Raw genomic sequence first — 25,565 nt, 5'->3', positions numbered from 1 at the left:
CAAGAAATCCATTCCAACTAACTAGTTGAAATGGATTTTTCTATTTTAAAGAAAAAGTTGGTGAAGATTAAAAAAAAAATGAATTACAATCTAATTACGTATATATAGAGAGAATTAAAAAGAAAGGATGAGATCTTATGGAAACAGAAGAACAAAAAAAAGCACGAAAAGCGCGGAAAAAAATCGAAATGCAACGGTTGTGTCGAATGCTAGATATTGAAGGTTGGGAGCAAAACGAATCCATTGTTAAAGAGGTAAGAGCAATCGTTCAGCTAGGAAAAACACAAAAAAAGAAACCAATTAATCTTAGCAAAAACTAAAATTCATTGGTTTTTGATCAAGTGGTTTCTTTCTTCTAGCATCACTCTTACATAGCCACTTTTGCATTTGGATAATGTTTGGGAATAGATATTTCAACTAAATCGGCTAATTCGATTACTTGGATTTCTTCTTCATGGTATAGGGCGTCATGGATCTTATTCAAGAAGTATTTTTTGACTTCTTCGATCTCTTTTGGCTGTATTTTCCGTTTTTCATTGATTAGTAAAATCTCGTTGTGTTGGGGTGCTTCAGTATAAATGACCATCGTATTTCCTGCGGTATAGACCTTTACCATATTAGCATCTGTATTTTCTAATTGATTTAAGACTAAACGAGAATGACTATTGGTTACATTAACGAATTTCATGGCGCTCACCTCTTTTATGTATATTTTTGAATACAACCTAATACTATTATAATTTTTTTTTAATAAAAAGAACAGTATTTTGCTTTTGGTTAAAAAATAGAAGAACTCGCTTTGCGCCAATATGATCGGTACAAAGCGAGTTTTAAAAGCAAGTTTATTCGTTTGAGTTTAGTGCTTCTTTTACTAAACGTTCTGGCTTAGAAGTGATGACAATTTTATCTTCTTTATCTAATTTTGCCTTTAGTTCATGAATCGAAGGATGATCTAAATAAAATTCGGCAATGCCATCTTCGATTTGTTCCTGAATCGTTCGACGAAGAGGTCTAGCACCCATTGCTGGATCATAGCCTAAGTCAACAAGCTTTTCTTTGACATTTGTTGGGACTTCAATGTGTAGTTGTTGTGGCGCTAGCATCTCATTCACATCATTTAACATCAAACTAACAATGGTCATTAAGTTTTCTTTTGACAAAGCGCTAAATTCGATGATCCCATCAAAACGATTCAAAAATTCAGGGGTAAAATAATTGTTGAGCTGGTTCAATACCGAACGAGTAACTCCTTCACGAGCAGCTCCAAAACCTACATTGGCTTCAATTTTACCTGTACCAGCGTTACTTGTCATAATGATAATGGTATCTTTAAAGCTTACTGTGCGCCCTTGTGCATCAGTTAAACGTCCATCATCTAGTATTTGTAGGAACATGTGCAAAACATCTGGATGAGCTTTTTCAACTTCATCTAGCAAAATTAAGCTATAAGGGTTACGACGGACTTTTTCAGTTAGTTGTCCCGCTTCTTCATAACCAACATAACCAGGAGGAGAACCAATTAACTTAGATACGCTATGTTTTTCCATATATTCAGACATATCAAAGCGAATCATTGAATCCTCAGAACCAAATAATTCAAAAGCAAGTTGCTTAGCTAATTCGGTCTTCCCAACACCTGTTGGACCAACAAATAAGAAAGATCCAATCGGACGATTTTTCTTATTTAGACCGACACGGTTACGACGAATTGCTTTAGCTACTCGATCCACTGCATCATCTTGTCCGATCACATGCGCTTTTAAATCAGTGGCAAGATTCTTTAATTGTGTTTGTTCTTTTTCTTTTAATTCGCCAACTGGAATACCAGTACGCTCTTCTACAATTCTTTCCATATCTTTTTCAGTAATGACAGGTGTTTCCTCATCAGTTATTTGACGATCTTTCATTTTTTGTAACTTATTGATTTGGTCGCGATAATAAGCAGCTTTTTCAAAATCTTCTTCTTTAGAAGCTTGAATTTTTTGTTCTTGTGCTTCTTGAAGCTTTTTGTCAATTGTTTTTGGATCAACGATTTGAATAGTTAAGTTTTTCTTTGAACCAGTTTCATCAAGCAAATCGATTGCTTTATCTGGTAAAAAGCGATCTTGAACATAGCGATTAGATAAAATTGCTGCAGCTTCAATCGCTTCATCTGTATATTTTACATGATGATAATCTTCATAACGTTTTTGTAATCCCTTTAAGATACTGATCGTTTCTTCAACAGAAGGTTCAACGACTCGTACAGGTTGCATACGACGTTCTAAAGCAGCATCTTTTTCAATAATACGATACTCATTCAATGTTGTTGCGCCCACCATTTGTAGTTCACCACGTGCTAATGCAGGTTTTAAAATATTTCCTGCATCCATGTTGCCATCCCCCGCAGAACCAGCGCCTACAATTTCGTGAACTTCATCAATGAACAAGATCACGTTTTCAGCTTGTTTGATTTCTTCAATCAGTTTTTGCATTCGTTCTTCAAATTGACCGCGGATACCTGTTCCTTGGACTAACGAAACAACATCTAAACGAATTACTTCTTTATCCATTAATTTTTGAGGAACATCGCCATCCACGATTTTTTGTGCGAGACCTTCAACCACTGCAGTTTTACCCACACCAGGCTCGCCAATCAATACCGGATTATTTTTGGTTCGGCGATTTAAAATCTCAATCACGCGTTTGATTTCTTCATCACGTCCGATCACAGGATCGATATCTCCTTGACGTGCTTGTTCAGTAATATTGATACCGTATTCTCCAAGAAGTCCTTCTGAACTTCCTCGAGGCGGTTGACCACCGTTAAAATTATTATTTCCACCGAATTGAGTAGGTGGGGTTTGTTCATAATTACCTTGTTGTTGCATTTGACGAGACATGGAACGAAATAGATCGTCCAAGCTACCAAATCCAAATGGATCATTTTGGGCCATACTTGTTAGACCTCCATTTTGTTGATTTTTGATTTTCTGATAGCAACTTTGGCAATAGTCAAGTTGTGTCCGTTGCCCGTTTACGGTTGCGTATAAGTGGATGGTTGCTTCATTTTTACCACAATTTTGACAAAGCATAAATGATTCACGTCCTTTCACAGGATTCATATAATTATAGTTATATTTTACAACTCGTTTTTATGAAGGTAAAAGAATAACCCTCATTTGAGACAGAAAGTAAAAGAAAGGTAAAAATATCATTGACCATTTTTGACCTTTGATTTTAATTATACTAATTTTTATAAGCTGTGCAAGTATTTAGTTTTCAAAATAGGTAGAAAAAGTAAAAGGAGACATTCCTATCATTTGTCTGATAGATAGATGATAGTCAGTTAATGAAGGATGTATAGGTAAAATGATGGCTTCTAGGGTTAATGATTTATTGTTGCGAGAATGAAAGGAAGTAAAAAGAGTACGGTTGTTATCATATCTATTGTCATTAAAAAAGTAGCAACCAACATTTTCTATACTTTATGATCGAATTTAAATGAAAACTGTTGTATCTGTCGAAAAAAAATGGTAATCTTTACAGATGAAAGGGTACCACTTATTAGAGTTCTTAGGAAACTACTAAAAAAGAAAACCCTCACATAAAAACAACACTCACTTAAAGGAGACCGATTAATATGGAAAAGAAAGAATTTCACGTAGTAGCAGAAACTGGAATCCACGCACGTCCAGCTACATTATTAGTACAAACTGCAAGCAAATTTAACTCTGATGTAAACTTAGAGTATAAAGGTAAATCAGTAAACTTAAAATCTATCATGGGCGTTATGTCTTTAGGTGTGGGTCAAGGTTCTGACGTGACAATCACAGCTGAAGGTGCGGACGAAGCAGATGCAATGGCAGCTATCGTTGATACAATGAAGAAAGAAGGATTATCTGAATAATGGTTGAAATGCTAAAAGGGATTGCCGCAAGTGACGGTGTAGCCGTTGCGAAAGCTTACCTGCTAGTTCAACCGGATTTAACATTCAGTAAGACAACAGTAGAAGATACAGCAGCTGAAGCATCTCGTTTAGACGATGCTTTAGCAAAATCTACTGAAGAATTGCAACAAATTCGTGAAAAAGCAGCGCAAAGCCTAGGGGAAGCAGAAGCGCAAGTATTTGATGCACACTTGATGGTTCTCTCAGATCCAGAAATGGTTGGTCAAATTAAACAAAATATTAATGATAACAGTGTAAATGCTGAATCTGCATTAAAAGAAGTAACTGATATGTATATCAGTATGTTTGAAGCAATGCAAGACAACGCTTATATGCAAGAACGTGCGGCTGATATCCGTGACGTTGCGAAACGTATTTTGGCACACTTGCTAGGTGTAACATTACCAAATCCATCAATGATCAATGAAGAAGTTGTCGTTGTTGCGCATGATTTAACACCAAGTGATACTGCTCAATTAGATCGCAATTTTGTTAAAGCGTTTGTAACGGACATTGGTGGACGTACTTCTCACTCTGCTATCATGGCTCGTTCTTTAGAAATTCCAGCTATCGTTGGAACAAAAGAGATCACGGCTAAAGTCAAAGAAGGCGATATGTTAGCTGTTAACGGAATCGAAGGCGATGTTATCGTTCATCCAACAGACGAACAAAAAGCCGAATTTGAAAAAATTGGTGCAGAATATGCTGCTCAAAAAGCAGAATGGGAAAAATTAAAACATGCTGAAACAGTAACTGCTGATGGCAAACATTTTGAATTAGCAGCCAACATTGGTACACCAAAAGATTTAGTGGGTGTTCATAACAATGGTGGAGAAGCAGTGGGACTTTACCGTACAGAATTTTTATATATGGATTCTCCTGATTTTCCAACGGAAGATGATCAATATGAAGCATATAAAGCGGTTCTTGAAGGCATGGAAGGTAAACCAGTTGTCGTACGTACGATGGATATCGGCGGAGATAAAGAATTGCCTTACTTGCAATTACCTCATGAAATGAACCCATTCTTAGGATATCGTGCATTACGTATCAGTCTTTCTGAACAAGGAGACGAAATGTTCCGTACACAAATGCGTGCGTTATTGCGTGCATCCGTTCACGGTAACTTACGTATCATGTTCCCAATGGTGGCGACACTTAAAGAATTCCGTGGGGCAAAAGCAATCTTTGAAGATGAAAAACAAAAGTTATTGAATGAAGGCGTGGAAGTATCTGATACGATCCAAGTCGGCATTATGATTGAAATTCCTGCAGCTGCTGTTTTAGCTGACAAGTTTGCGAAGGAAGTTGACTTCTTCTCAGTAGGAACAAATGATTTGATTCAATACACTATGGCAGCTGACCGTATGAACGAACGCGTTTCATACTTATACCAACCTTATAACCCATCAATTTTACGTTTAATCAAAAACGTGATTGATGCAGCTCACGCTGAAGGTAAATGGGCTGGTATGTGTGGCGAAATGGCTGGAGATCAAACAGCTGTTCCACTACTTGTGGGCATGGGATTAGATGAGTTCTCTATGAGCGCAACTTCTATCTTAAAAACACGTAGTTTAATGAAACGTTTAGATACAACGAAAATGGCTGAACTTGCTGATCGTGCATTGAAAGAATGTGACACGATGGAAGAAGTCGTTGAACTTGTAAATGAATACGTAAAATAATGATACTAGTAAAAGCTGGTACAGACTTAATAGCTGTATCAGCTTTTATCATTTTTTTGCATTTATTTAACTAATTACATACATAGTTGATTTGACATGAAAATAAAAAAACGTTTTAATTATTATTAGTGTTGTGTTAAATCAGACTTAAGTTTGAGTGACAGTTTTAGTGCTATGTTATACTATATAAGTGAAGGAGGACGTAAGGTGAAAGTATTATTATATTTTGAAAGTGAAAAGATGCTTGCAAAATCTGGCATCGGCCGTGCACTCGATCATCAAAAGCGTGCTCTAAAAGAGGTAGGAATACCCTATACACTAGATAGTAAAGAAGACTATGATATTTTGCACATCAATACATATGGTATCAATAGTCATAATATGGTTAATAAAGCACGAAGAGATGGTAAAAAAATCGTCTATCATGCGCATTCAACTGAGGAGGATTTTCGTAATTCCTTTATTGGGTCAAATCAATTGTCACCATTGGTAAGAAAATATTTAGTAGGATTGTACCAAAAAGCAGATTATTTAATTACTCCGACTCCTTACTCTAAAAAGTTGCTTGAAAGTTATGGCATTGATTTACCGATCCAATCAATATCAAATGGAATTGATTTAGAAAAATATCTTCCAGATCCTATCAAAGAACAAAAATTTCGCGAATATTTTCATCTTTCCGCAGAACAGAAAGTCATTATTTGTGTTGGTCTCTTTTTTGCACGGAAAGGGATCGTTGATTTTGTGGAGATTGCCAAAAAAATGCCGGAGTATACATTTATTTGGTTTGGCCATGTACCTATGTATTCGATCCCAAAAAATATCCGAAAAATCGTTAAAGAAGATCATCCAGACAATGTGATTTTCCCAGGCTACATTAAAGGGGAAATCATTGAAGGCGCCTATTCAGGTGCAGATCTCTTCTTCTTCCCATCTTATGAAGAAACAGAAGGAATTGTGGTGTTGGAAGCTTTAGCCAGCAAACAAAATGTTCTTGTTCGAGATATTCCAGTTTATCATGGATGGTTAGAAGATAAAAAAAATTGTTATATGGGACATTCAAATGAAGAATTTACCTTATTAATAAAAAAAATTATAGAAGAAGAAGTTCCTAGTTTAGTAGAATCCGGGTTTCAAACAGCTCAAGAACGAAGCATTGAAAAAATTGGTGAGCAGCTTCAAGATGTATACAAGCAAGTATTAGAAGAGTATTCTTATGTAAATGAAAAAACAAAATAAAGGGTAGTTTGGAGGCAAAAAATCATGAAAATTGGCTTTTTTACCGATACCTATTTTCCACAGGTAAGTGGAGTTGCTACATCGATCAAAACATTAAAAGCCGAATTAGAAAAAAATGGACATGAAGTCTATATTTTTACGACCACGGATCCCAATGCAGACAGGATAGAAAAGGATGTTATCCGCATGCCCAGCGTTCCGTTCGTTTCTTTTAAGGATCGTAGAATAGTGGTCAGAGGGATGTGGTACGCTTATTTAGTGGCGAAAGAATTAGAGTTAGAGTTGATTCATACACATACTGAATTTGGTGCCGGTATCTTAGGAAAAATGGTTGCTAAAAAATTAAAAATTCCTTTGGTTCACACATACCATACGATGTATGAGGACTATCTGCATTATATTGCAAAAGGCAAAGTCATACGTCAATCTCATGTGAAATACTTATCACGTTTGTTCGTTAATCATACAACAGGTGTGGTCTGTCCAAGTGAACGAGTGATTGATACATTGAGAAGCTATGGTGTTGTGACGCCATTACGTGTGATTCCAACCGGTATTGATATTGAGAAATTCAAACGTCCTGATATCACTGAACAAGCGATTGAAAAAGTCAGACAATCATTAAATATAAAAAAAGACGATCTCATGATTCTTTCTTTAAGTCGCATCTCTTATGAAAAAAATATTCAGGCGTTAGTTCATGGATTCCCTCAAGTCTTAAAAACATATCCGAATGCCCGAATGGTTATTGTTGGAAAAGGACCGTATTTGGAAGAATTACAAGAGTTGATTATTGAATTGAATCTAAGTGAATTTATTCAATTTACAGGTGAAATAGATAATGATGATGTTGCCTTATATTATAAAGCAGCCGATTACTTTGTCAGTGCGTCAACCTCAGAGACACAAGGATTGACTTATACAGAAGCGATGGCAGCAGGTACACCGTGTGTGATTGAAGGAAATGCTTATTTAAACCGTTTATTTGATCATCCCTCTTTAGGAAAGACATTTAAAACAGATAATGATTTCGCACCAGCACTTATTGATTATATAAAAAGCGGAGTTTCTCATGACCCTGAAGTATTGCAATCAAAATTATATGATATTTCTTCTACGCACTTCGGTGAGGCAATGCTTGAATTTTATGAAGACATGATTGTTTATCATGCGAAAGAACTGAAAAGAAAAGAAGAAGAAGCTTCTATTGAAAAAATAAAAATTAAATTAAATTCATTTAAACGATAATTTTAAGTAATTATTTATAAAAAATCTTTGTTTCTAGCGTATACTAAATAGAGACAAAGATTTTTTTATTTTCAGGAGGTCTAAAAGATGAAATTAGGATTTATTGGGACAGGCGTCATGGGTAGTGCCATCGCTTTTCACTTAATGAATGCCGGTCATGAAGTCACCGTCTATAATCGAACAAAATCAAAAACAGATGAGCTGATAAAAAATGGCGCTCGATGGGCAGATACACCTAAAGAAGTGGCAAAAGATAGTGAAGTGATTTTTTCAATGGTTGGTTATCCCCAAGATGTAGAAGAAATTTATTATGGGGATGCAGGCATCTTTGCGGCAGATGTGAAAGATCGTATTTTGATCGATTTAACAACAAGTACACCAACGCTCGCAGAAAAAATAGCGAAAACCGCAAAAGAAAAAGGTGCAAAAGCGCTGGATGCACCAGTTTCTGGGGGCGATCTTGGAGCTAAAAATGCGACCTTAACGATTATGGTCGGAGGAGAAAAAAATACGTATGAGAAAGTGTTACCTTTATTTCGAGTATTTGGCTCAACCTTTACTTTACATGGGACAGCCGGTAAAGGACAACATGCTAAAATGGCAAATCAAATCATGATTGCCGGAACAATGACTGGAATGACCGAAATGCTAGCTTATGCATCTAAAGCGAATCTTGATATGGAAAAAGTGATTGCAACCTTGTCTGGCGGTAGCGCAGCAAACTGGTCATTGAGTAATTACTCTCCACGTATTTTAAGAGAAGACTATACACCTGGATTTTTTGTTAAGCACTTTATTAAAGATTTAAAAATTGCTTTAGATGAAGCCAATAAAATGTCGCTAAATTTACCAGCAACGGCACAAGCACTAAAACTATATGAACAACTAGCTGATCAAGGATTTGAAAATGATGGAACCCAAGCTTTGATTAAGCTTTGGTGGCCTGCTGGGAAGAACCCAGAAAAAAAATCTTAAAAAACTAGTTTTTTTGGAGAAAATCAATGCAAGTCGGCTGTGCTTTTGTTACAATATAACAGAAATAAGAAAAGGAGGACCTCCGATGGCACATTCACAATTAGTTGCAATCATTAAACGACTGGAGGCAATGGTCGAATCAGCAGATAATGAACTGCAAGTTCGTCGTTTTGAAAAAGAGGGCGTTGAAAAATGTACAGTCACTTATGATAAAGCGACAGAAACATTTGAATTAACTGAAACAGATTCACATCAGCAGTATGAATTTGATAATATCGATATCGTTGCAATGGAAATTTACGACTTGATCCAATAAGTATAAAAAAGATCGTAAACTGCACAGACTGCTTTTAGAATGAAACTGAAAATCTCGAAAACAAGTAAAGTTGTTTTCGAGATTTTTTGATATTTCTATAGAAGGGAAAGTATAGAAAAACAAGTATTGTTTTTAAAAAACTAAGACTTTCCTTGGTGAGTTTGTAAAAATATTATGGATCTTTGAAAAATAATAGTCAAACGAAGACTTGAAGGAATAATCATTTTGGACAATCAAGTCTTTTTTTGATTTATTATTCTACTACATGAGTCTCGATTTGAGCTTTAATCTTTTTGTGATAACTCATCAAAATCAAGACAGGATCAATTTCTTCTTTCAATAATTGTCGCTTTAAAGACAATTTTTCCTCCTTTTTTTCATAATAAAATTGAGGAGATACACCTTGAGAAGTAATGCTAGTCTCCGCAAGTTGTCCATAACAAATCAAATAATGTTTTCGCTTCGTCTCATCTGTTGCTAATGGGACAGAGAAAGTGATTCGCGGTGTTCTTAAAAAAATTTTCTGTTCTTTAATTCTTCTGATGAAAGCAGTGGATAGTTCGATGTCTTGTTGGATCAGTGCTGCTTTTTCAAAATTTAAATTTTGAATAAAATGGTTTTGTCTTTTTTTAAGTAAGACACTAATTTCTTGTTTCGTCCTTGCAAAAGCCCTTGAATTTCTTTTTTCTTTTGTTCCAATGTAAGCTGCGCCATCTCTGGTAATTGAGTTTGCAACGCCAAAAGACTAATATCAGAAAGCCAAGGCATCTGATAAGTTTCTTCTAAGATTCGAAGGATAATAGGCATTTTTTTATAAAGACGAAAGGGCCCATAAGTCTTACTAAGTGGTGTATCAGAGAGAGAAAAACCATCATTTGAAATATGTAAATAATTATAATTACTGAAATAATTCATTTGGTGGTTGTAAAAGGGACGATAATACTGAATTAATTTACATTCTAATAACAAAGCATCTAGTTCGGTATCTACTACAACGTAATCAAAATCTTCGATGTGATGAATTAAGCGTCGTACTTTTTTTGTGTGCTGATTACTATGATGAAAATAACTGCTCACTCGATTTTTTAACTTTTTTGCTTTTCCTACATATATAACGGTTCCAGTATGATCTTTCATTAAATAGACACCTGGGAGCATAGGAAGTTGTTTGACTTTTTCTTTCAATGCTTTTTCTCCTTTTTTATCAAAAAATACTATACCAAATTTAGATGAATGGAACAACTGTTTCGATTATGAAAGTTCAGAAGTAAATAGTTTGATAATCAAAATATTTATTTCACTTAATTTTTTAATTTTAATGTGATAAAAGCTGATTTTATAGGGTTTTAAAATGAGGCTTTTCTTAGAAAAATATCATAACTAAAAAAAATGAAGTTTTAAGGTTGCATTTTGAAAAAAGTTAAGATATAGTTTGAACATCAAATGATTTGATAATCAAACTAATTAGTGGACGGTGGAACATGGAACCAGATTTAAAAACAGTAAATGATTATCTTGTTAGTGTGTTCAATGATATTTTGACAATCGAGGAATCTGAATTAAAAAAATCTCAATTCAAAGATTTGTCAATCACAGAGATGCATACGATCGAGGCAATCGGTATGTACAAGAAAAAAACGACTTCAGAAGTAGCCAAAGAACTGTCGATTACTGTTGGAACCTTGACCACTGCTATCAATAAGTTAGTAAGAAAAGGCTATGTTGAACGTATCCGGAGTGAAGATGATCGACGCGTGGTGAAATTAGGTTTAACGAAAAAAGGTAAACTTTTATATCGTGTCCACCAACATTTTCATCGAGAAATGGTCAAAAATATTTTGGATAGTATGGCTACAAATGAACAACAAGCTTTACTGGCTGCATTGAAAAACTTGCATGATTTTTTGCGAGATTACAAGTGAGGATTTTTAATGGAACAATTTGGAACGATCACAGCAACAGCTAGTGTCCTTCCCGAAAAAATCATTACCAACGATGATCTTTCTAAAATGATGGACACTTCAGATGAATGGATTTCATCTCGAACAGGTATCAAACAAAGACGTTGCGTCACAGACCAAGAAACTTCTGATCTTTGCTATTTAGTAGCAGAACAATTGATCAAAAAAAGGAACATTGATCCTGTAGAACTCGATTTTATTATTGTGGCAACAATGTCTCCAGATTTTGCAACACCATCTGTAGCTGTTCAAGTTCAAGGCAAACTAGGGGCAACAAAAGCATTCGCATTTGATATAAGTGCAGCCTGCTCTGGATTTGTTTATGCTTTAAGTTTAGCTGAGAAAATGATCCGTTGCGGTTCAAGTAAAGGACTCGTTATTGGTGGCGAAACACTATCTAAGATGATTGATTGGTCTGACCGATCAACCGCTGTATTATTTGGTGATGGTGCTGGTGGCATATTATTGGAAGCTGGTCCAAAACAAAAATTAATAGCGGAACATCTAGCAGCAGATGGAACACGAGGTACAGCATTAACAGCTGGTTACCATTCCAATCACTCGCCTGTCTACTCGAAAAATTTAGAAAGTTCTTTTTATCTGAAAATGATCGGAAGAGATATTTTTGATTTTGCGGTAAGAGACGTTGCGAAAAATATTAAAGACATAACCCAGAACGTGCCAATTGATTATCTACTTTTGCATCAAGCAAATCTTAGAATCATTGAGAAAATTGCACGAAAAGTAAAGATACCACAAGAAAAATTTTTAACAAATATGGATAAATATGGAAATACTTCTGCTGCAAGTATTCCAATTCTTTTAGATGAAGCGGTAGCTAGTGGAAAAATCAAGTTAGGTCAAAAACAAAAAGTAGTATTTACAGGTTACGGTGGAGGATTAACATGGGGAAGCATCCTCATGGAACTGTAAACTGATAAAAAAACATAAAATTGTAAACAATATCGGAGGAATATAAATTATGGTATTCGAAAAAATTCAAGAAATTATTGCAGAAGAATTAGGAAAAGAAACAGAAGAAATCAAATTAACAACAAACATCCAAGAAGACTTGGAAGCTGATAGCTTAGATTTATTCCAAATTATCAATGAAATCGAAGATGAATTTGACGTAAAAATCGAAACAGAAGACGGCATCAAAACAGTTCAAGATTTAGTAACGTATGTCGAAAAACAAACTGCATAATCATTAAGATTAGGTTGGGGGCTGGGACATTTTCCTTAAATAGGGATGTCTTGGTCTTTTTTAATGAACCGTTATCCTAAGAACATTGGAGAAAAACAGATGAAAACAGCATTTTTATTTAGTGGTCAAGGCGCTCAATACCAAGGAATGGGACAAGATTTATACCATGAAACCACTGTAAAAGAAACGTTTGAGGAAGCAAGTGATCTTTTAGGCTATGATATGGCTGAACTATGCTTTTCAGAAAATGAACGATTGAATCAAACCATTTATACTCAGCCAGCGATTTTAACCGTAAGTATTGCTTTTTATCGTTTATTAAAAGAACGAGGAATCATGCCTCAAGCTGCATTAGGTTTAAGTTTAGGAGAATATTCTGCTTTAGTTGCAAGTGAAGCTTTGACATTTGGTGAAGCAGTAGTGTTAGTGGCAAAACGAGGCGCTTATATGACCGAAGCTGCTCCAGTTGGAAGTGGCAAAATGGTAGCAATTATGAATGCACCAGTAGAAGTGATCGAAGAAAGTTGTTTAGAAGCCCAAGCATATGGTATCGTTTCACCGGCCAACTACAACACCCCACAACAAATTGTTATTGGTGGTGAAGAAAAAGCAGTCGATGAAGCAGTACGAATTTTACAAGAAAAAGGGATAAAACGAATGATTCCACTAAATGTAAGTGGTCCTTTCCATACAGCAATTTTAGCGCCAGCAGCTAAAAAGTTAGCTGTCGAACTAAAAACGATTGCTTTTAATGAACCTAAAATCCCAGTTATCAGTAATACCACTACTGAAATAATGAAAAAAGACCAAATACCGACTCTACTTGAACAACAAGTGATGAAGCCGGTTCATTTTTATGAAAGTATTCAACAGTTGAAAGAACTTGGGATTGAACATGTGATTGAAGTAGGTCCTGGTAAGGTACTAAGTGGTTTTATGAAAAAAATCGACAAAACAATCCCCGTGTTAAGAGTAGAAAATCAACAAACTTTTGAAGAAACAATATCAAGTATCGGAGGTATGTTATGGAGCTAACAGGAAAAAATGTATTTATTACAGGTAGTACGAGAGGAATCGGAGCAGCTGTGGCGATGGCCTTTGCAAAAGCAGGAGCAAATATCGTTTTGAATGGTCGAAAAGAAATTCCTGTAGAAAAAATTGATGAAATCAAAGCGCAAGGTGTAAATTGTATTGGTGTTTCAGGAGACATTTCAGATTACGAAAAAGCTGGCTTGATGATTGATGAGGCAGAAAAACAACTTGGTTCAATTGACATATTAATCAATAATGCTGGGGTGACGAATGACAAGTTACTTATGCGTATGTCAGCCGAAGATTTTAAATCTTGTTTAGATATCAATTTAACAGGTACATTTAATATGACACAACATGTCTTAAAGAAAATGTTGAAAAAACGTATGGGAACAATCATCAATTTATCAAGTGTTTCTGGATTGATCGGCAACGTGGGGCAAGCTAATTATGCGGCAAGTAAAGCAGGTGTCGTTGGATTTACAAAATCAGTAGCTCGTGAAGCAGCAGCAAGAGGGGTGACCTGCAATGCAATCGCTCCAGGTTTTATTGCCACTGATATGACAGAAGTTTTATCCGATAAAGTTAAAGAACAAGTAGTGAAACAAATTCCGCTCCAACGTTTTGGTAGTGTGGAAGATGTAGCGAATGCAGCCATTTTCTTAGCGAAAAGTCCTTATATTACAGGTCAGGTCATCAATGTTGATGGCGGACTAGTGATGCACGGATAAAAGGAGGAAATCAATTAATGAATCGAGTAGTAATTACTGGCTACGGTGTCACTTCGCCAATTGGTAATGATGCTGAAAGCTTTTTAGATAGTTTACAAAAAGGAACAAATGGAATTGCTCCTATTACAAAATTTGATGCCACAGAAACTGGTATCACACTTGCTGGTGAAGTGAAAGATTTCCCATATGATAAATATTTTGTGAAAAAAGACAGCAAACGAATGGATATGTTTTCCATTTATGGCATTTATGCAGCGCTAGAAGCGATGGGAATGAGTGGATTAAATAAAAATGAACTGGATCAAGATCGTTTTGGTGTGATTGTCGGATCAGGTATCGGTGGTTTGCCAACGATTGAAAACCAAGTCATTCGAATGCATGAAAAAGGTCCAAAACGTGTTTCGCCAATGTTTGTGCCAATGGCAATTGCCAACATGGCTGCTGGAAACATTGCATTAAGAGTTGGAGCAAAAGGGATTTGTACAGCAATTGTTACGGCTTGTGCCAGTGGAACTAATGCTATTGGTGAAGCATTCCGTAACATCAAGCATGGTTATTCAGATGTCATTCTTGCTGGCGGAACGGAAGCAACCATTTGTGAAATGGGGATTGCTGGTTTTGCTGCGTTAACTGCATTATCTACCGCACAAGAGCCAAATCGTGGGTCTATTCCATTTGATGAAGACCGTAACGGCTTCGTTATGGGGGAAGGTGCTGGTGTTTTAGTTATTGAGTCTTTAGAACATGCTAAAGCTCGTGGGGCTAAAATCTATGGTGAAATCGTTGGCTATGGCTCTAACTGTGATGCCTACCATATGACTGCTCCTACACCTGATGGATCAGGTGCTTCAAAAGCCATGAAATTAGCTATGGCAGAAGCCGGTATTGAACCAAAAGAAGTTGGTTATATCAATGCACATGGAACAAGTACACCGGCTAACGATCAAGCAGAAGCAAAAGCCATTCAAATTGCTCTAGGTGAATCATTCAAAGATACTTATGTGAGTAGTACAAAATCAATGACTGGCCATCTATTAGGGGCAGCTGGTGGTATTGAGGCTTTGGCCACTTTAATGGCTCTTGAGCATCAATTTATTCCACCAAACATCAATGTTCAAAAACAAGATCCAGAAATTGATTTAAATGTAGTGATTAATGAAAGCAAACCGGCACAAATTACTTATGCGATGAGTAATTCGTTAGGCTTTGGTGGTCATAATGCGGTCTTGTGTATGAAACGCTGGGAGGAATAAACTTGAATATCAATGAAATCAAGGAATTAGTCAGTCAATTTGACCAATCTTCTTTAACTGAGTTTGATTTAAGAGAAGGTCACTTTGAATTATATATGAATAAAAATGAAGCTAGTCGTGGAATGAGTACAGTAAGTCCTACACCAGTTATTACAGAAAGTTATCAAGAAACTGAAATGGTTCCCAAAAGACAGCCACAACAAACGACAATGGATGAAACAAAACCTGAAGTAGCAAAGGACACACAAAAAACTTTTGATGGTTTGGAAGTAACGTCACCGATTGTAGGGATCGTCTATTTACAACCAGCTCCAGATAAACCACAATTTAAATCAGTCGGTGACAATGTAGCAAAAGGTGAAGTCATTTGTATTATTGAAGCGATGAAGTTAATGAATGAAATTACCAGTGAAGTTGATGGTAAGATCGTTGACATTCGTGTTGAAAATGAAGCTGTTGTTGAATATGGACAACCGTTGTTTAGGATTCAACCAAGTTAAGTAAAAGGGAAGAGGGAACGTATGAACATACAAGAAATCAAAGCCATTATTCCACACCGTTATCCGCTATTGCTGATTGATCGAGTAGAAGAAATGGTCGAAGGCGAACGAATTATTGCTAAAAAAAATGTAACAATCAATGAGCCATTTTTTCAAGGTCACTTTCCAGAAGAACCTGTTATGCCAGGTGTTTTGATTGTCGAGGCAATGGCTCAAGCAGGTGCAGTAGCTTTACTTTCTTTAGAACAATTCAAAGGTAAAACAGCTTACTTTGGTGGTTTAGATAAAGCAAAATTTCGCCAAAAAGTAACACCAGGAGATACTTTGTATCTTGAAGTAGAAATTACTAAAATCAAATCTTCTGCTGGCATTGGAAAAGGAATTGCAAAAGTGGACGGCAAAAAAGTTGCTGAAGCTGAATTAACTTTTATGATTGGATAGGTGAGTTATGTTTTCAAAAGTTTTGATAGCTAATCGTGGTGAAATCGCCGTACGAATTATTCGCGCTTGCCGTGAGCTTGGGATCCAGACGGTAGCTGTATACTCACAAGCAGATGCAGATGCATTGCACACTCAATTAGCGGATGAAGCCATCTGCATTGGACCTGCTAAAGCAACAGACTCTTATTTGAATGTGCAAGAAGTCTTGAGTGCTGCCATCGTGACTCAAGCAGAAGCGATCCATCCTGGGTTTGGCTTTTTGTCAGAAAATAGCCGCTTTGCTTCGATGTGTGAAGAATGCAATATCGCGTTTATTGGTCCGAAAAGTCGAACAATTGATGCGATGGGAAATAAAATCAATGCCCGTCGCTTGATGCAAGAAGCTAATGTTCCTGTTATCCCAGGAAGTGACGGGGTATTGTCAACAGTTACAGAAGCCCTAGAAGTAGCGGATAAGATTGGTTATCCGGTCATGCTTAAAGCTGCCGCAGGTGGTGGTGGAAAAGGTATTCGTAAAGTCTTGTCAAAAGAAGAACTGCCACAGCATTTTTCTTCTGCACAACAAGAAGCTGCCGCAGCTTTTGGAAATGATGAAATGTATTTAGAAAAAATCATTTATCCAGCTAGACATATTGAAGTACAAATTTTAGGTGATCATTACGGGCATGTTCTTCATCTTGGGGAACGTGATTGCTCGCTTCAACGAAACAATCAAAAAGTGTTAGAAGAGTCGCCTTCAGTTGTTATTTCAAAAGGTAAAAGAGAACAATTAGGAGCCGCAGCTGTTCGAGCGGCCAAAGCAGTTCATTATGAAAATGCTGGAACCATTGAATTTTTGATGGATGAAGCAGGCGAATTTTATTTTATGGAAATGAATACTCGGATTCAAGTCGAACATCCTGTCACAGAAATGGTTACCAACATTGATTTAGTCAAAAAACAAATTGAAATTGCTGCGGGGTTGCCATTAGAAATCAAGCAAGAGGATGTAGTGTTTTCTGGACATGCCATTGAATGTCGAATCAATGCTGAAAATCCAGCTTTTCATTTTGCACCATCCCCAGGAACAATTAAAAACTTGCTATTACCAGCCGGAGGGATGGGTCTTCGAGTAGACAGTGCGGTTTATTCTGGCTATACCATTCCACCTTATTACGACTCAATGATCGCCAAGGTGATCGTTCACGCAGATACGCGTTTTGAAGCGTTAATGAAAATGCAGCGAGCGTTAAGTGAGATTGTGACCGATGGGGTCATCACAAATGCTGAATTTCAGATGGATTTGATTAGTCATCCAGCAGTTATTGCTGGAGATTATAGCACTGCATTTTTACAAGAAGAATTTTTACCACACTGGACACCAGAAGCGGAGATAGGAGAAGAGTAGATGGCTTTATTCAAAAAGAAAAAATACATTCGAATCAATCCAAACAGAGAAGAACATCCAACGAATGCGCCGTCTATTCCAGATAACATGTGGGCAAAATGCCCAAACTGTAAACATATCATTTACACCAAAGATATTGGCGATGAAAAAGTTTGCCCTCATTGCGGTTATAATTTTCGTATTGGTGCGTGGCAACGCTTAGCATTGATCATTGACGAAAAAAGTTTAGAAGAATGGGATACAGATCTAACGACAAAAGACCCGTTAAACTTTCCTGATTATGAGAAGAAAATTCAAATCATGCAAGAAAAAACTGGTTTACATGAAGCCGTATTGACTGGGAAAGCGACAATTGCTGGACTGTCGTTTGCGGTAGGAGTTATGGACTCTAATTTTATTATGGGAAGCATGGGAACGGTTGTCGGTGAAAAGATTACACGACTTTTTGAGCGAGCGGAACAAGCAGGGTTACCAGTTGTTTTATTTACCGCCTCAGGAGGAGCTAGAATGCAAGAAGGAATTTTTTCTTTGATGCAAATGGCTAAGATATCTGCAGCGGTTAAACGTCACAGTAATGCTGGCTTATTTTATTTAACCATTTTAACGGATCCAACGACAGGTGGCGTTACTGCTAGTTTTGCGATGGAAGGCGATGTTATTCTTGCTGAACCGCAAAGTTTGATTGGTTTTGCTGGTAGAAGAGTTATCGAACAAACCATTAAGCAAGAGTTGCCAGAAGATTTTCAAAAAGCTGAGTTTTTACTGGCACATGGATTTGTCGATAAAATCGTTCCTAGAAAAGAGCTAAAAGAAACCATTCATCATTTACTAGAAATGCACACGCAGAAAGGTTGGATCAATCATGGATAAAGCAGCGCATGAGATCGTCCAACTAGCTCGTGATAAAGATCGTTGGACGAGTCTGGACTTTTTTGAAGATATCTTTGAAGGATTTCAAGAATTTCATGGCGATCGGTTATTTGGCGATGATGAAGCAGTCGTAGGCGGTATCGCTAAATTAGATGGCAAGCCAGTAACTATAATTGGCATACAAAAAGGACGAGATCTACAAGAAAATATTCGTAGAAATTTTGGTTCTCCTCATCCTGAAGGCTATCGTAAAGCCTTAAGATTGATGAAACAGGCAGAAAAATTCAATCGGCCAATTATCACATTGATTAACACGGCAGGCGCTTACTGTGGGATTGGAGCAGAAGAACGTGGAGAAGGCGAAGCAATTGCGCGCAATCTTTTAGAAATGTCTGATCTGAAAGTTCCAATTCTAGCAATTATTATTGGCGAAGGTGGTAGTGGTGGTGCATTAGCTCTTGGTTTAGCAGATGAAGTATGGATGTTAGAGCAGACAATTTATGCTGTCTTATCTCCAGAAGGTTTTGCATCGATCCTCTGGAAAGATGGCAGTCGCGCAGCTGAGGCAGCTGAGCTGATGAAAGTAGCAGCGGCTGAACTTTTAGAATTAGACGTGATTGACCGTGTCATTCCTGAAACTTTTAATGGTCAACCATTAAGCAAAGAAAAAGTGAGTCGCATGATGCAAAAAGCTTTAATTGAAAAACTGACGGAATTATGTCAATATTCAACCAAAGACTTGATCGAACGACGCTACCAAAGATTCCGTAAATTTTAATAGAGGTCGTGAAAAGGCTGGTCTGCATCAAGCAATAAGAACGGACAGAGAAAAATAGCTTTTCATATTTTAGCATTTTTAGGTTTATTTCAAGGAACTGATACTTGAAATATCATTTACACGAATTTTATAGACAAGGCAAAAGTGATTGTTACTTTTGCCTTGTCTTTTTTCATTTTATTAATAATAACTCTAAAATAATTATTCTTAAATAGGCAATATATACATTTTACTGTATTTAAAATACATTTTTTTAAATAAATATACAAAAAATGCTTTTTTTTTGAAAATTTCATGCTATAATAACCTCACTTATCAAAAAAGTTTCATAGCAGGAGGAAACAGAATGAAAAAATTTTTAGGAGTCATTGCTACACTTATGGCTTTAGTCACTTTAAGCGCATGTGGAAGTAGTGGGAATGCAACGGACAAAACAACGGATAAATTAGCAGCCATTAAAGAAAGTGGTGTGTTAAAAGTAGCCACATCAGCTGATTATGCACCGTTTGAGTTTCATACGATGATTGACGGGAAAGATAAAATCGTAGGTTCAGATATTGATTTAGTCACGGCGATTGCAAAAGAATTAGGTGTCAAAGTAGAAGTTTCTGATATGAGTTTCAATACAGTTTTAGCTTCTTTAAAAGAAGGAAAAGCTGATATAGCTATTTCAGCTATTTCAGCAACAGATGAAAGAAAAAAACAATTCGATTTTACAGATAATTATTATAATCCCCCGCAAGTAGTGATTATCAATAAAAAGAATAAGGACACTTATACTAGTACCAGTTCGCTAAAAAACAAAAACGTAGGTGCTCAAAAAGGATCTATTCAAGAAGATATTGTCAAAGAACAAATCAAAGAGGCAAAAATTGTTACGATTGATAAACTGCTAAATATGATCGTTGAAGTCAAGCAAGGTTCGCTGGATGCAATGGTTGTTGAAAAAACAATTGCCGAGTCATATGTTGCTCAAAATCCAGAGCTGATGATTGCGGATATTGCTCTTGAACCATCAGCAGATGAAGCTTTCGCTATTGCCTTGCCTAAAGGAGAAAGCAAGTTACAAAAAGAATTGAACCGCATCATCAAAAAGTTGACTGATGAAGGGAAAATTGAAGAATTTATTCAAAAAAACAATGAATTAGCTGAAAAAGCAGCGACAGAATAGAGGTAAAGAAGCGTGGATTTTTCCTTTTTAGATAAATATTTTCCTTACTTTTTATCCGGTACAGGAATTACAATGATGATTTCAATTAGTACGATTATTTTCGGCACTTGCATTGGTTTAGTGATGGCCTTGCTGAAACTAGCTAAAAATAAACCAATGAATGTTTTCGCAAATATTTACATTGAGGTATTGCGAGGAACACCGATGCTTTTGCAAATTATGATTGGTTTTTTATTACTCCAACGTTTTTTTCCTTCACAAAGTGTTGAAGTAGGTGTTTTAACTGTTGATCTTGGACGCTTGCTCCCAGGAATGGTTGTGTTGTCTTTGAATTCTGGGGCATACGTAGCTGAAATTATTCGTGGAGGAATTTTAGCGGTGAATTATGGACAAACAGAAGCCTCTTATTCTTTAGGTTTGCGTCCAGCACAAACGATGCGCTATGTGATTTTGCCACAAGCACTAAGAAACATTTTACCTCCTTTAGGAAACGAGTTTATTACGTTGATCAAAGATTCTTCCCTTTTAACTGCCATTGGTATCAATGAATTAATGGGAGCAGCTCAAATCGTGATTTCCAACTCATACATTCCATTAGAGCCCTACTTTGTAGCAGCAGCCATCTATTTTGTGATGACATTTGCTACTTCACGTTTGTTGAATCTATGGGAGAAAAAACTAGGGAAAGGATATCAGGGATAGGGAGCGAATAAAATGAATAAAGCATTGATTGAAATAAAACATTTAAGTAAAAAATTTGGTGAAAATGAAGTCTTGAAAGATATCAATACAAAAATTTATTCTGGCGAAGTCGTCGTGCTATTAGGTCCATCGGGTTCAGGAAAAAGTACTTTGTTAAGATGTATGAACTTATTAGAAGTTCCAACTTCAGGTGAAGTCAAATTTGAAGGTACGGTCATTACAGATAAGCAAAATGATATCTTTAAAACAAGAGAAAAAGTAGGAATGGTTTTTCAACAATTTAATTTGTTTCCTAATATGACCGTATTAGAAAATATTATGTTATCACCAGTAAAAGTAAAAAAAGTATCTAAAAAAGAAGCAGAAATGGTTGCTAGAGATTTACTGAAAAAAGTAGGATTATCAGATAAGGCAGATGCTTATCCGCAGTCACTATCTGGTGGGCAACAACAACGTGTTGCTATTGCTCGATCATTAGCGATGCAACCCGATGTCATGCTATTTGATGAACCTACTTCCGCCTTGGATCCTGAAATGGTGGGCGAAGTGTTAGAAATCATGTTGCAATTAGCTAAAGAAGGAATGACGATGGTTATTGTAACGCATGAAATGGGTTTTGCAAAAGAAGTGAGCAATCGACTTCTTTTCATGGATGGTGGCATTATTGTGGAAGAAGGAACGCCTACTGAAATTTTTGAGCAAACAAAACACCCACGTACTGCCGATTTTTTATCGAAAATTTTATAAAAAATAATCGTTTCAACGAGTGAACTTCTGGCAAAGCAACAGAAGTTCACTCGTCATTTTTTTGTTAAAATTTGTTTATTCAAAAAAAGGAATCGGATGTAGAGGTAGTTTTTTTTAATAGAATGCAGTATAATATGGGGCTGAGGAGTACATTTCGTGCTCCTTCATTTTTTGCAGATGAGGAGACAAAATGTTTTCAAATTATAAACCGACATGGATGGTAGACGCCATCTACAAAATTACCCCTGCACAATTAAAAAAATTAGGGATTAAAGCAGTTCTAACAGACTTAGACAACACCTTGATCGCTTGGAACAATCCTGATGGGACTGAAGAGTTACTAGATTGGATTTTAGAAATGAGAAATGCAGGTATCCCAGTGGTTGTTGTATCAAACAATAGCTCTGAACGAGTAGCACGAGCCATTGATAAATTTGAATTACTGTATGTTGCTCGAGCGTTGAAACCATTAGCAATAGGGATCAATCGTGCCAAGAAACAGTTAAATCTTTCAAATGATGAAGTAGTGATGATCGGTGATCAGATCATGACAGATATCCGCGGAGCAAATCGTGCGGGTATTAGAAGTATTTTAGTAAAACCAATCATTGAAACAGATAGTTGGAAAACACGATTCAATCGTTTTTGGGAACGTAAAATCATGGCCTATTTATTAGCACATAATCCTGATATGGGCTGGCGAGGTGGAATAAAATGAATGAAGAATTACAGTGTATCGGTTGTGGAGCAGTGATTCAAACCGAACATCCAAATGAATTAGGATATACACCAAAAGCAGCATTAGAAAAAGGATTAGAAACAGGCGAAGTTTATTGCCAACGTTGTTTTCGGTTGAGACACTATAATGAGATTCAAGATGTTTCTTTGACAGACGATGACTTTTTACGTTTGCTAAATGAATTAGGACAAAAGGATGCCTTGATAGTGAATGTAGTGGACATTTTTGACTTTAACGGTTCGTTGATCCCTGGGTTGCACCGTTTTGTTGGAAATAATCCAGTGCTTTTAGTAGGAAACAAAGTAGATATTTTACCTAAATCTTTGAAAAAGCCAAAAATGATTCAATGGATGAAAGAACGTGCGCATGAAGCTGGACTAAGACCCGTTGAAGTGTTATTAACAAGTGCAAAAAAAGCCAATGAAATGGAAACTCTTCTTAAAAAAATCGAAGAGTATCGCGAAGGTCGTGACGTTTATATTGTCGGTGTCACAAATGTTGGAAAATCAACATTGATTAATCAAATTATTAAGAATACGGCCGGAGTAAAAGATGTTATTACAACTTCCCAGTTTCCAGGTACGACCTTAGATAAAATTGAGATTCCTCTTGATGATGGCCATTTTTTGATTGACACACCAGGGATTATTCATCGTTACCAAATGGCTCATTACTTAGGAAAAAAAGATTTACGCATGATTGCACCAACTAAAGAAATCAAACCGAAAGTTTACCAACTAAATGAAGGACAAACACTTTTTTTAGGCGGATTAGCACGCTTTGACTTTGTGAGTGGTCAACGTGGTTCTTTTATTGCTTATGTTTCCAATGATCTTAACCTTCACCGCACAAAGTTGGAAAAAGCAGATAATTTTTATGAAAAACATGTTGGGGGCTTATTACAGCCGCCTCGTCCAGATGAAGTCACTGATTTTCCAGAACTTGTTCGTTTTGAATTTTCTGTGAAAGAAAAAACCGATATCGTATTTGCTGGATTAGGTTGGATCACGGTGACACAACCAGCAGTGGTTGCTGGGTGGGCGCCAAAAGGTGTGAATGTAATGAAAAGAAAAGCATTGATTTAAGGAAGAAGGAACAATATGAGTTTAAGAGGAAAACAAAAAAGATTTTTACGGAGTAAGGCACACCATTTACAACCAATTTTTCAAATTGGTAAAGGTGGCATCAACTCAGCAATGATGGTGCAAATTGAAGAAGCGTTGGAAAAACGCGAATTGATCAAAGTCTCTTTATTACAAAATACGGACGAAATCCCTCAAGAGGTTGCTGAAGTTTTAGAAGAAACCGTGGCATGTGAGGTCGTTCAAATTATTGGACGAGTCCTTGTACTCTATAAGCCTTCTTCAAAGGAGAAATATCAACGTCTTTCAAAAGAAGTCAAAGCTATTTAAGGAGTGACGATTATGAAATCGCAAGCAAAAGCTTTTGTCGAATCTCAAGTATTCCCACAAGAAATGCCTCAAATTTTTGAGAAACGTAAGCAAGTTGGTATTTTAGGTGGTACCTTTAATCCTATCCACTTGGCACATTTAGTTATGGCAGAACAGGCGGGTAAAAACTTAGGATTAGACGAGGTCTACTTGATGCCCTCTTATCAACCGCCTCATGTGGATGAAAAACCGACGATTGCTGCATCTCATCGCTTAAACATGCTTGAACTTGCGATAGCTGATAATCCTTTTTTAAAAATAGAAACGATCGAGTTATCTCGAAAAGGCAAAAGCTATACTTATGATACGATGAAAGCCTTGATACAAAATAATCCTGATACTGATTATTATTTTATTATCGGTGGGGATATGGTGGAATATCTGCCGAAATGGTATAAAATTGACGAATTAGTAACCATGGTTCATTTTGTTGGTATTCGTCGAACAGGCTATCAAATAGAAACGCCGTATCCGGTTATTTGGGTAGACGTTCCGACCATTGATATCAGTTCAACGAAAATCCGTCAGAAAATTCAACAAGGCTGTTCTGTGCGTTATCTCGTTCCAGATAAAGTCATTGAATATATCCAGAAAGAAGGGCTATATCAAAATGAACTATAGTGAAGAATACACGGCCTATTCAAGAGAAACCTTAATGCAAAAAGTTCAGATGAGAATGAGTGAACGGCGTTTTCAACATGTTCTTGGTGTGGAGGAAACAGCCATTGCTCTTGCAGCAAAATATGGCTGTTCCACAGAAAAAGCTAGTATCGCTGCTTTAACTCACGATTATGCCAAAGAACGTCCTGATGAGGAATTTATTTTAGTCATCAAACGAGAGGGATACGATCCAGCGTTACTCCAGTATGGAAATGCAATCTGGCATGGATTGATAGGTGCCTCATTTGTAGAAAGAGAACTTGGCATCACTGATGAAGAAATCCTTCAAGCCATCCGTGTTCATACGACAGGAGCGGCTCAGATGTCTTTATTAGATAAAATTATTTACGTAGCTGATTACATTGAACCAAATCGCTCGTTTCCCGGTGTTCAAGATGCAAGAGAGATTGCTTTACTTGACTTAGACGAGGCTGTAGCGTTTGAGACAAAACGTACATTGGCACATTTAATTGAACAAGAACAACAGATTAATCCAAAATCAATTGAAACATATAATCATTGGGTAGCTAAAAAGTAATGG

At 36.6% G+C, this 25,565-nt stretch carries 28 protein-coding genes and 1 pseudogene; 26 read left to right on the top strand and 3 right to left on the bottom strand.

The window, feature by feature from the left end:
• Positions 1-137 precede the first annotated feature (137 nt).
• Complete coding sequence (locus EVI01_RS05010) at positions 138-320, top strand: hypothetical protein (RefSeq protein ID WP_010751394.1); 183 nt, start codon at positions 138-140, stop codon at positions 318-320.
• Between the two features lie 47 nt (positions 321-367).
• On the opposite strand, the gene EVI01_RS05005 is transcribed toward EVI01_RS05010, so the two are convergent.
• Both EVI01_RS05005 and EVI01_RS05000 read right to left on the bottom strand, forming a co-directional pair.
• The gene (locus EVI01_RS05005; RefSeq protein WP_010751393.1) at positions 368-688 is read right to left on the bottom strand and encodes a DUF1827 family protein; all 321 of its coding nucleotides are present in this window, start codon (positions 686-688) and stop codon (positions 368-370) included.
• A gap of 154 nt (positions 689-842) precedes the next feature.
• Positions 843-3,074, bottom strand: coding sequence for an ATP-dependent Clp protease ATP-binding subunit (locus tag EVI01_RS05000; protein WP_010751392.1), 2,232 nt, complete (start codon positions 3,072-3,074; stop codon positions 843-845).
• Between the two features lie 548 nt (positions 3,075-3,622).
• Between EVI01_RS05000 and EVI01_RS04995 the strand changes: the two genes are divergently transcribed.
• From EVI01_RS04995 to EVI01_RS04970, 6 genes are all read left to right on the top strand, one after another.
• Complete coding sequence (locus EVI01_RS04995; protein ID WP_010719685.1) at positions 3,623-3,889, top strand: phosphocarrier protein HPr; 267 nt, start codon at positions 3,623-3,625, stop codon at positions 3,887-3,889.
• Entirely contained in the window at positions 3,889-5,616 is a 1,728-nt protein-coding gene (gene ptsP, locus EVI01_RS04990) for a phosphoenolpyruvate--protein phosphotransferase (protein ID WP_010751391.1), read from the top strand. The genes EVI01_RS04995 and ptsP overlap by 1 nt, the downstream gene beginning before the upstream one ends.
• Positions 5,617-5,823: 207 nt before the next feature.
• Complete coding sequence (locus tag EVI01_RS04985) at positions 5,824-6,855, top strand: LTA glycolipid anchor biosynthesis glycosyltransferase, IagA/BgsA family (RefSeq protein ID WP_010751390.1); 1,032 nt, start codon at positions 5,824-5,826, stop codon at positions 6,853-6,855.
• Positions 6,856-6,879: 24 nt separating this feature from the next.
• Positions 6,880-8,103 carry a glycosyltransferase family 4 protein gene (locus EVI01_RS04980; RefSeq protein WP_010751389.1) on the top strand — a complete coding sequence of 408 codons (1,224 nt, stop codon included), beginning with the start codon at positions 6,880-6,882 and terminating at the stop codon, positions 8,101-8,103.
• A gap of 87 nt (positions 8,104-8,190) precedes the next feature.
• The gene (locus EVI01_RS04975; RefSeq protein ID WP_010751388.1) at positions 8,191-9,078 is read left to right on the top strand and encodes an NAD(P)-dependent oxidoreductase; all 888 of its coding nucleotides are present in this window, start codon (positions 8,191-8,193) and stop codon (positions 9,076-9,078) included.
• 85 nt (positions 9,079-9,163) lie between these two features.
• Positions 9,164-9,394 carry a YkuJ family protein gene (locus EVI01_RS04970; RefSeq protein WP_010719680.1) on the top strand — a complete coding sequence of 77 codons (231 nt, stop codon included), beginning with the start codon at positions 9,164-9,166 and terminating at the stop codon, positions 9,392-9,394.
• 253 nt (positions 9,395-9,647) lie between these two features.
• On the opposite strand, the pseudogene EVI01_RS04965 reads toward EVI01_RS04970, so the two are convergent.
• Positions 9,648-10,552, bottom strand: a pseudogene (locus EVI01_RS04965) (GIY-YIG nuclease family protein).
• A gap of 323 nt (positions 10,553-10,875) precedes the next feature.
• Here EVI01_RS04965 and fabT point away from each other — a divergent pair.
• The 19 genes from fabT (at position 10,876) to yqeK (ending at position 25,562) form a co-directional block, all read left to right on the top strand.
• Positions 10,876-11,316: a fatty acid biosynthesis transcriptional regulator FabT gene (fabT, locus tag EVI01_RS04960; RefSeq protein ID WP_010751386.1), complete on the top strand. Its 441-nt coding sequence runs from the start codon at positions 10,876-10,878 to the stop codon at positions 11,314-11,316.
• Between the two features lie 9 nt (positions 11,317-11,325).
• A complete protein-coding gene (locus EVI01_RS04955) occupies positions 11,326-12,288 on the top strand; it encodes a beta-ketoacyl-ACP synthase III (RefSeq protein ID WP_010751385.1) in 963 nt (320 codons plus the stop codon).
• Positions 12,289-12,337: 49 nt separating this feature from the next.
• Positions 12,338-12,562, top strand: a complete 225-nt coding sequence (locus EVI01_RS04950; protein ID WP_005876288.1) for an acyl carrier protein — start codon at positions 12,338-12,340, stop codon at positions 12,560-12,562.
• A 99-nt stretch (positions 12,563-12,661) separates the two neighbouring features.
• On the top strand, positions 12,662-13,597 hold the full coding sequence (gene fabD, locus EVI01_RS04945) for an ACP S-malonyltransferase (protein ID WP_010751384.1): 936 nt from the start codon (positions 12,662-12,664) through the stop codon (positions 13,595-13,597).
• Positions 13,588-14,325: a 3-oxoacyl-[acyl-carrier-protein] reductase gene (gene fabG / locus EVI01_RS04940; protein WP_010751383.1), complete on the top strand. Its 738-nt coding sequence runs from the start codon at positions 13,588-13,590 to the stop codon at positions 14,323-14,325. Before fabD ends, fabG begins: the two co-directional genes overlap by 10 nt.
• A gap of 17 nt (positions 14,326-14,342) precedes the next feature.
• Positions 14,343-15,578: a beta-ketoacyl-ACP synthase II gene (gene fabF / locus EVI01_RS04935; protein ID WP_010751382.1), complete on the top strand. Its 1,236-nt coding sequence runs from the start codon at positions 14,343-14,345 to the stop codon at positions 15,576-15,578.
• Between the two features lie 2 nt (positions 15,579-15,580).
• On the top strand, positions 15,581-16,078 hold the full coding sequence (accB, locus tag EVI01_RS04930; RefSeq protein WP_010751381.1) for an acetyl-CoA carboxylase biotin carboxyl carrier protein: 498 nt from the start codon (positions 15,581-15,583) through the stop codon (positions 16,076-16,078).
• 21 nt (positions 16,079-16,099) lie between these two features.
• Positions 16,100-16,519 carry a 3-hydroxyacyl-ACP dehydratase FabZ gene (gene fabZ, locus EVI01_RS04925; protein ID WP_010751380.1) on the top strand — a complete coding sequence of 140 codons (420 nt, stop codon included), beginning with the start codon at positions 16,100-16,102 and terminating at the stop codon, positions 16,517-16,519.
• A 7-nt stretch (positions 16,520-16,526) separates the two neighbouring features.
• A complete protein-coding gene (locus tag EVI01_RS04920; RefSeq protein WP_010751379.1) occupies positions 16,527-17,906 on the top strand; it encodes an acetyl-CoA carboxylase biotin carboxylase subunit in 1,380 nt (459 codons plus the stop codon).
• Positions 17,907-18,776: an acetyl-CoA carboxylase, carboxyltransferase subunit beta gene (accD, locus tag EVI01_RS04915; protein ID WP_010751378.1), complete on the top strand. Its 870-nt coding sequence runs from the start codon at positions 17,907-17,909 to the stop codon at positions 18,774-18,776.
• Positions 18,769-19,554, top strand: coding sequence for an acetyl-CoA carboxylase carboxyl transferase subunit alpha (locus tag EVI01_RS04910; RefSeq protein ID WP_010751377.1), 786 nt, complete (start codon positions 18,769-18,771; stop codon positions 19,552-19,554). Before accD ends, EVI01_RS04910 begins: the two co-directional genes overlap by 8 nt.
• A 346-nt stretch (positions 19,555-19,900) precedes the next feature.
• Positions 19,901-20,725 carry a transporter substrate-binding domain-containing protein gene (locus EVI01_RS04905; protein ID WP_010751375.1) on the top strand — a complete coding sequence of 275 codons (825 nt, stop codon included), beginning with the start codon at positions 19,901-19,903 and terminating at the stop codon, positions 20,723-20,725.
• A 12-nt stretch (positions 20,726-20,737) separates the two neighbouring features.
• Entirely contained in the window at positions 20,738-21,427 is a 690-nt protein-coding gene (locus EVI01_RS04900; protein WP_010751374.1) for an amino acid ABC transporter permease, read from the top strand.
• A 12-nt stretch (positions 21,428-21,439) separates the two neighbouring features.
• The gene (locus tag EVI01_RS04895; RefSeq protein ID WP_010751373.1) at positions 21,440-22,174 is read left to right on the top strand and encodes an amino acid ABC transporter ATP-binding protein; all 735 of its coding nucleotides are present in this window, start codon (positions 21,440-21,442) and stop codon (positions 22,172-22,174) included.
• Between the two features lie 190 nt (positions 22,175-22,364).
• The gene (locus EVI01_RS04890) at positions 22,365-22,892 is read left to right on the top strand and encodes a YqeG family HAD IIIA-type phosphatase (RefSeq protein ID WP_010751372.1); all 528 of its coding nucleotides are present in this window, start codon (positions 22,365-22,367) and stop codon (positions 22,890-22,892) included.
• Entirely contained in the window at positions 22,889-23,998 is a 1,110-nt protein-coding gene (gene yqeH, locus EVI01_RS04885; protein ID WP_010751371.1) for a ribosome biogenesis GTPase YqeH, read from the top strand. Before EVI01_RS04890 ends, yqeH begins: the two co-directional genes overlap by 4 nt.
• A 15-nt stretch (positions 23,999-24,013) precedes the next feature.
• Positions 24,014-24,325: a ribosome assembly RNA-binding protein YhbY gene (gene yhbY, locus EVI01_RS04880; RefSeq protein WP_010751370.1), complete on the top strand. Its 312-nt coding sequence runs from the start codon at positions 24,014-24,016 to the stop codon at positions 24,323-24,325.
• Positions 24,326-24,334: 9 nt separating this feature from the next.
• Complete coding sequence (locus EVI01_RS04875; RefSeq protein WP_025480664.1) at positions 24,335-24,985, top strand: nicotinate-nucleotide adenylyltransferase; 651 nt, start codon at positions 24,335-24,337, stop codon at positions 24,983-24,985.
• On the top strand, positions 24,975-25,562 hold the full coding sequence (gene yqeK, locus EVI01_RS04870; protein WP_010751368.1) for a bis(5'-nucleosyl)-tetraphosphatase (symmetrical) YqeK: 588 nt from the start codon (positions 24,975-24,977) through the stop codon (positions 25,560-25,562). Before EVI01_RS04875 ends, yqeK begins: the two co-directional genes overlap by 11 nt.
• Positions 25,563-25,565: the final 3 nt, after the last annotated feature.

It is taken from the genome of Enterococcus villorum, from assembly GCF_007990225.1.
Classification (GTDB): domain Bacteria; phylum Bacillota; class Bacilli; order Lactobacillales; family Enterococcaceae; genus Enterococcus_B; species Enterococcus_B villorum.
This window is presented reverse-complemented; position numbering and strand designations above follow the sequence as displayed.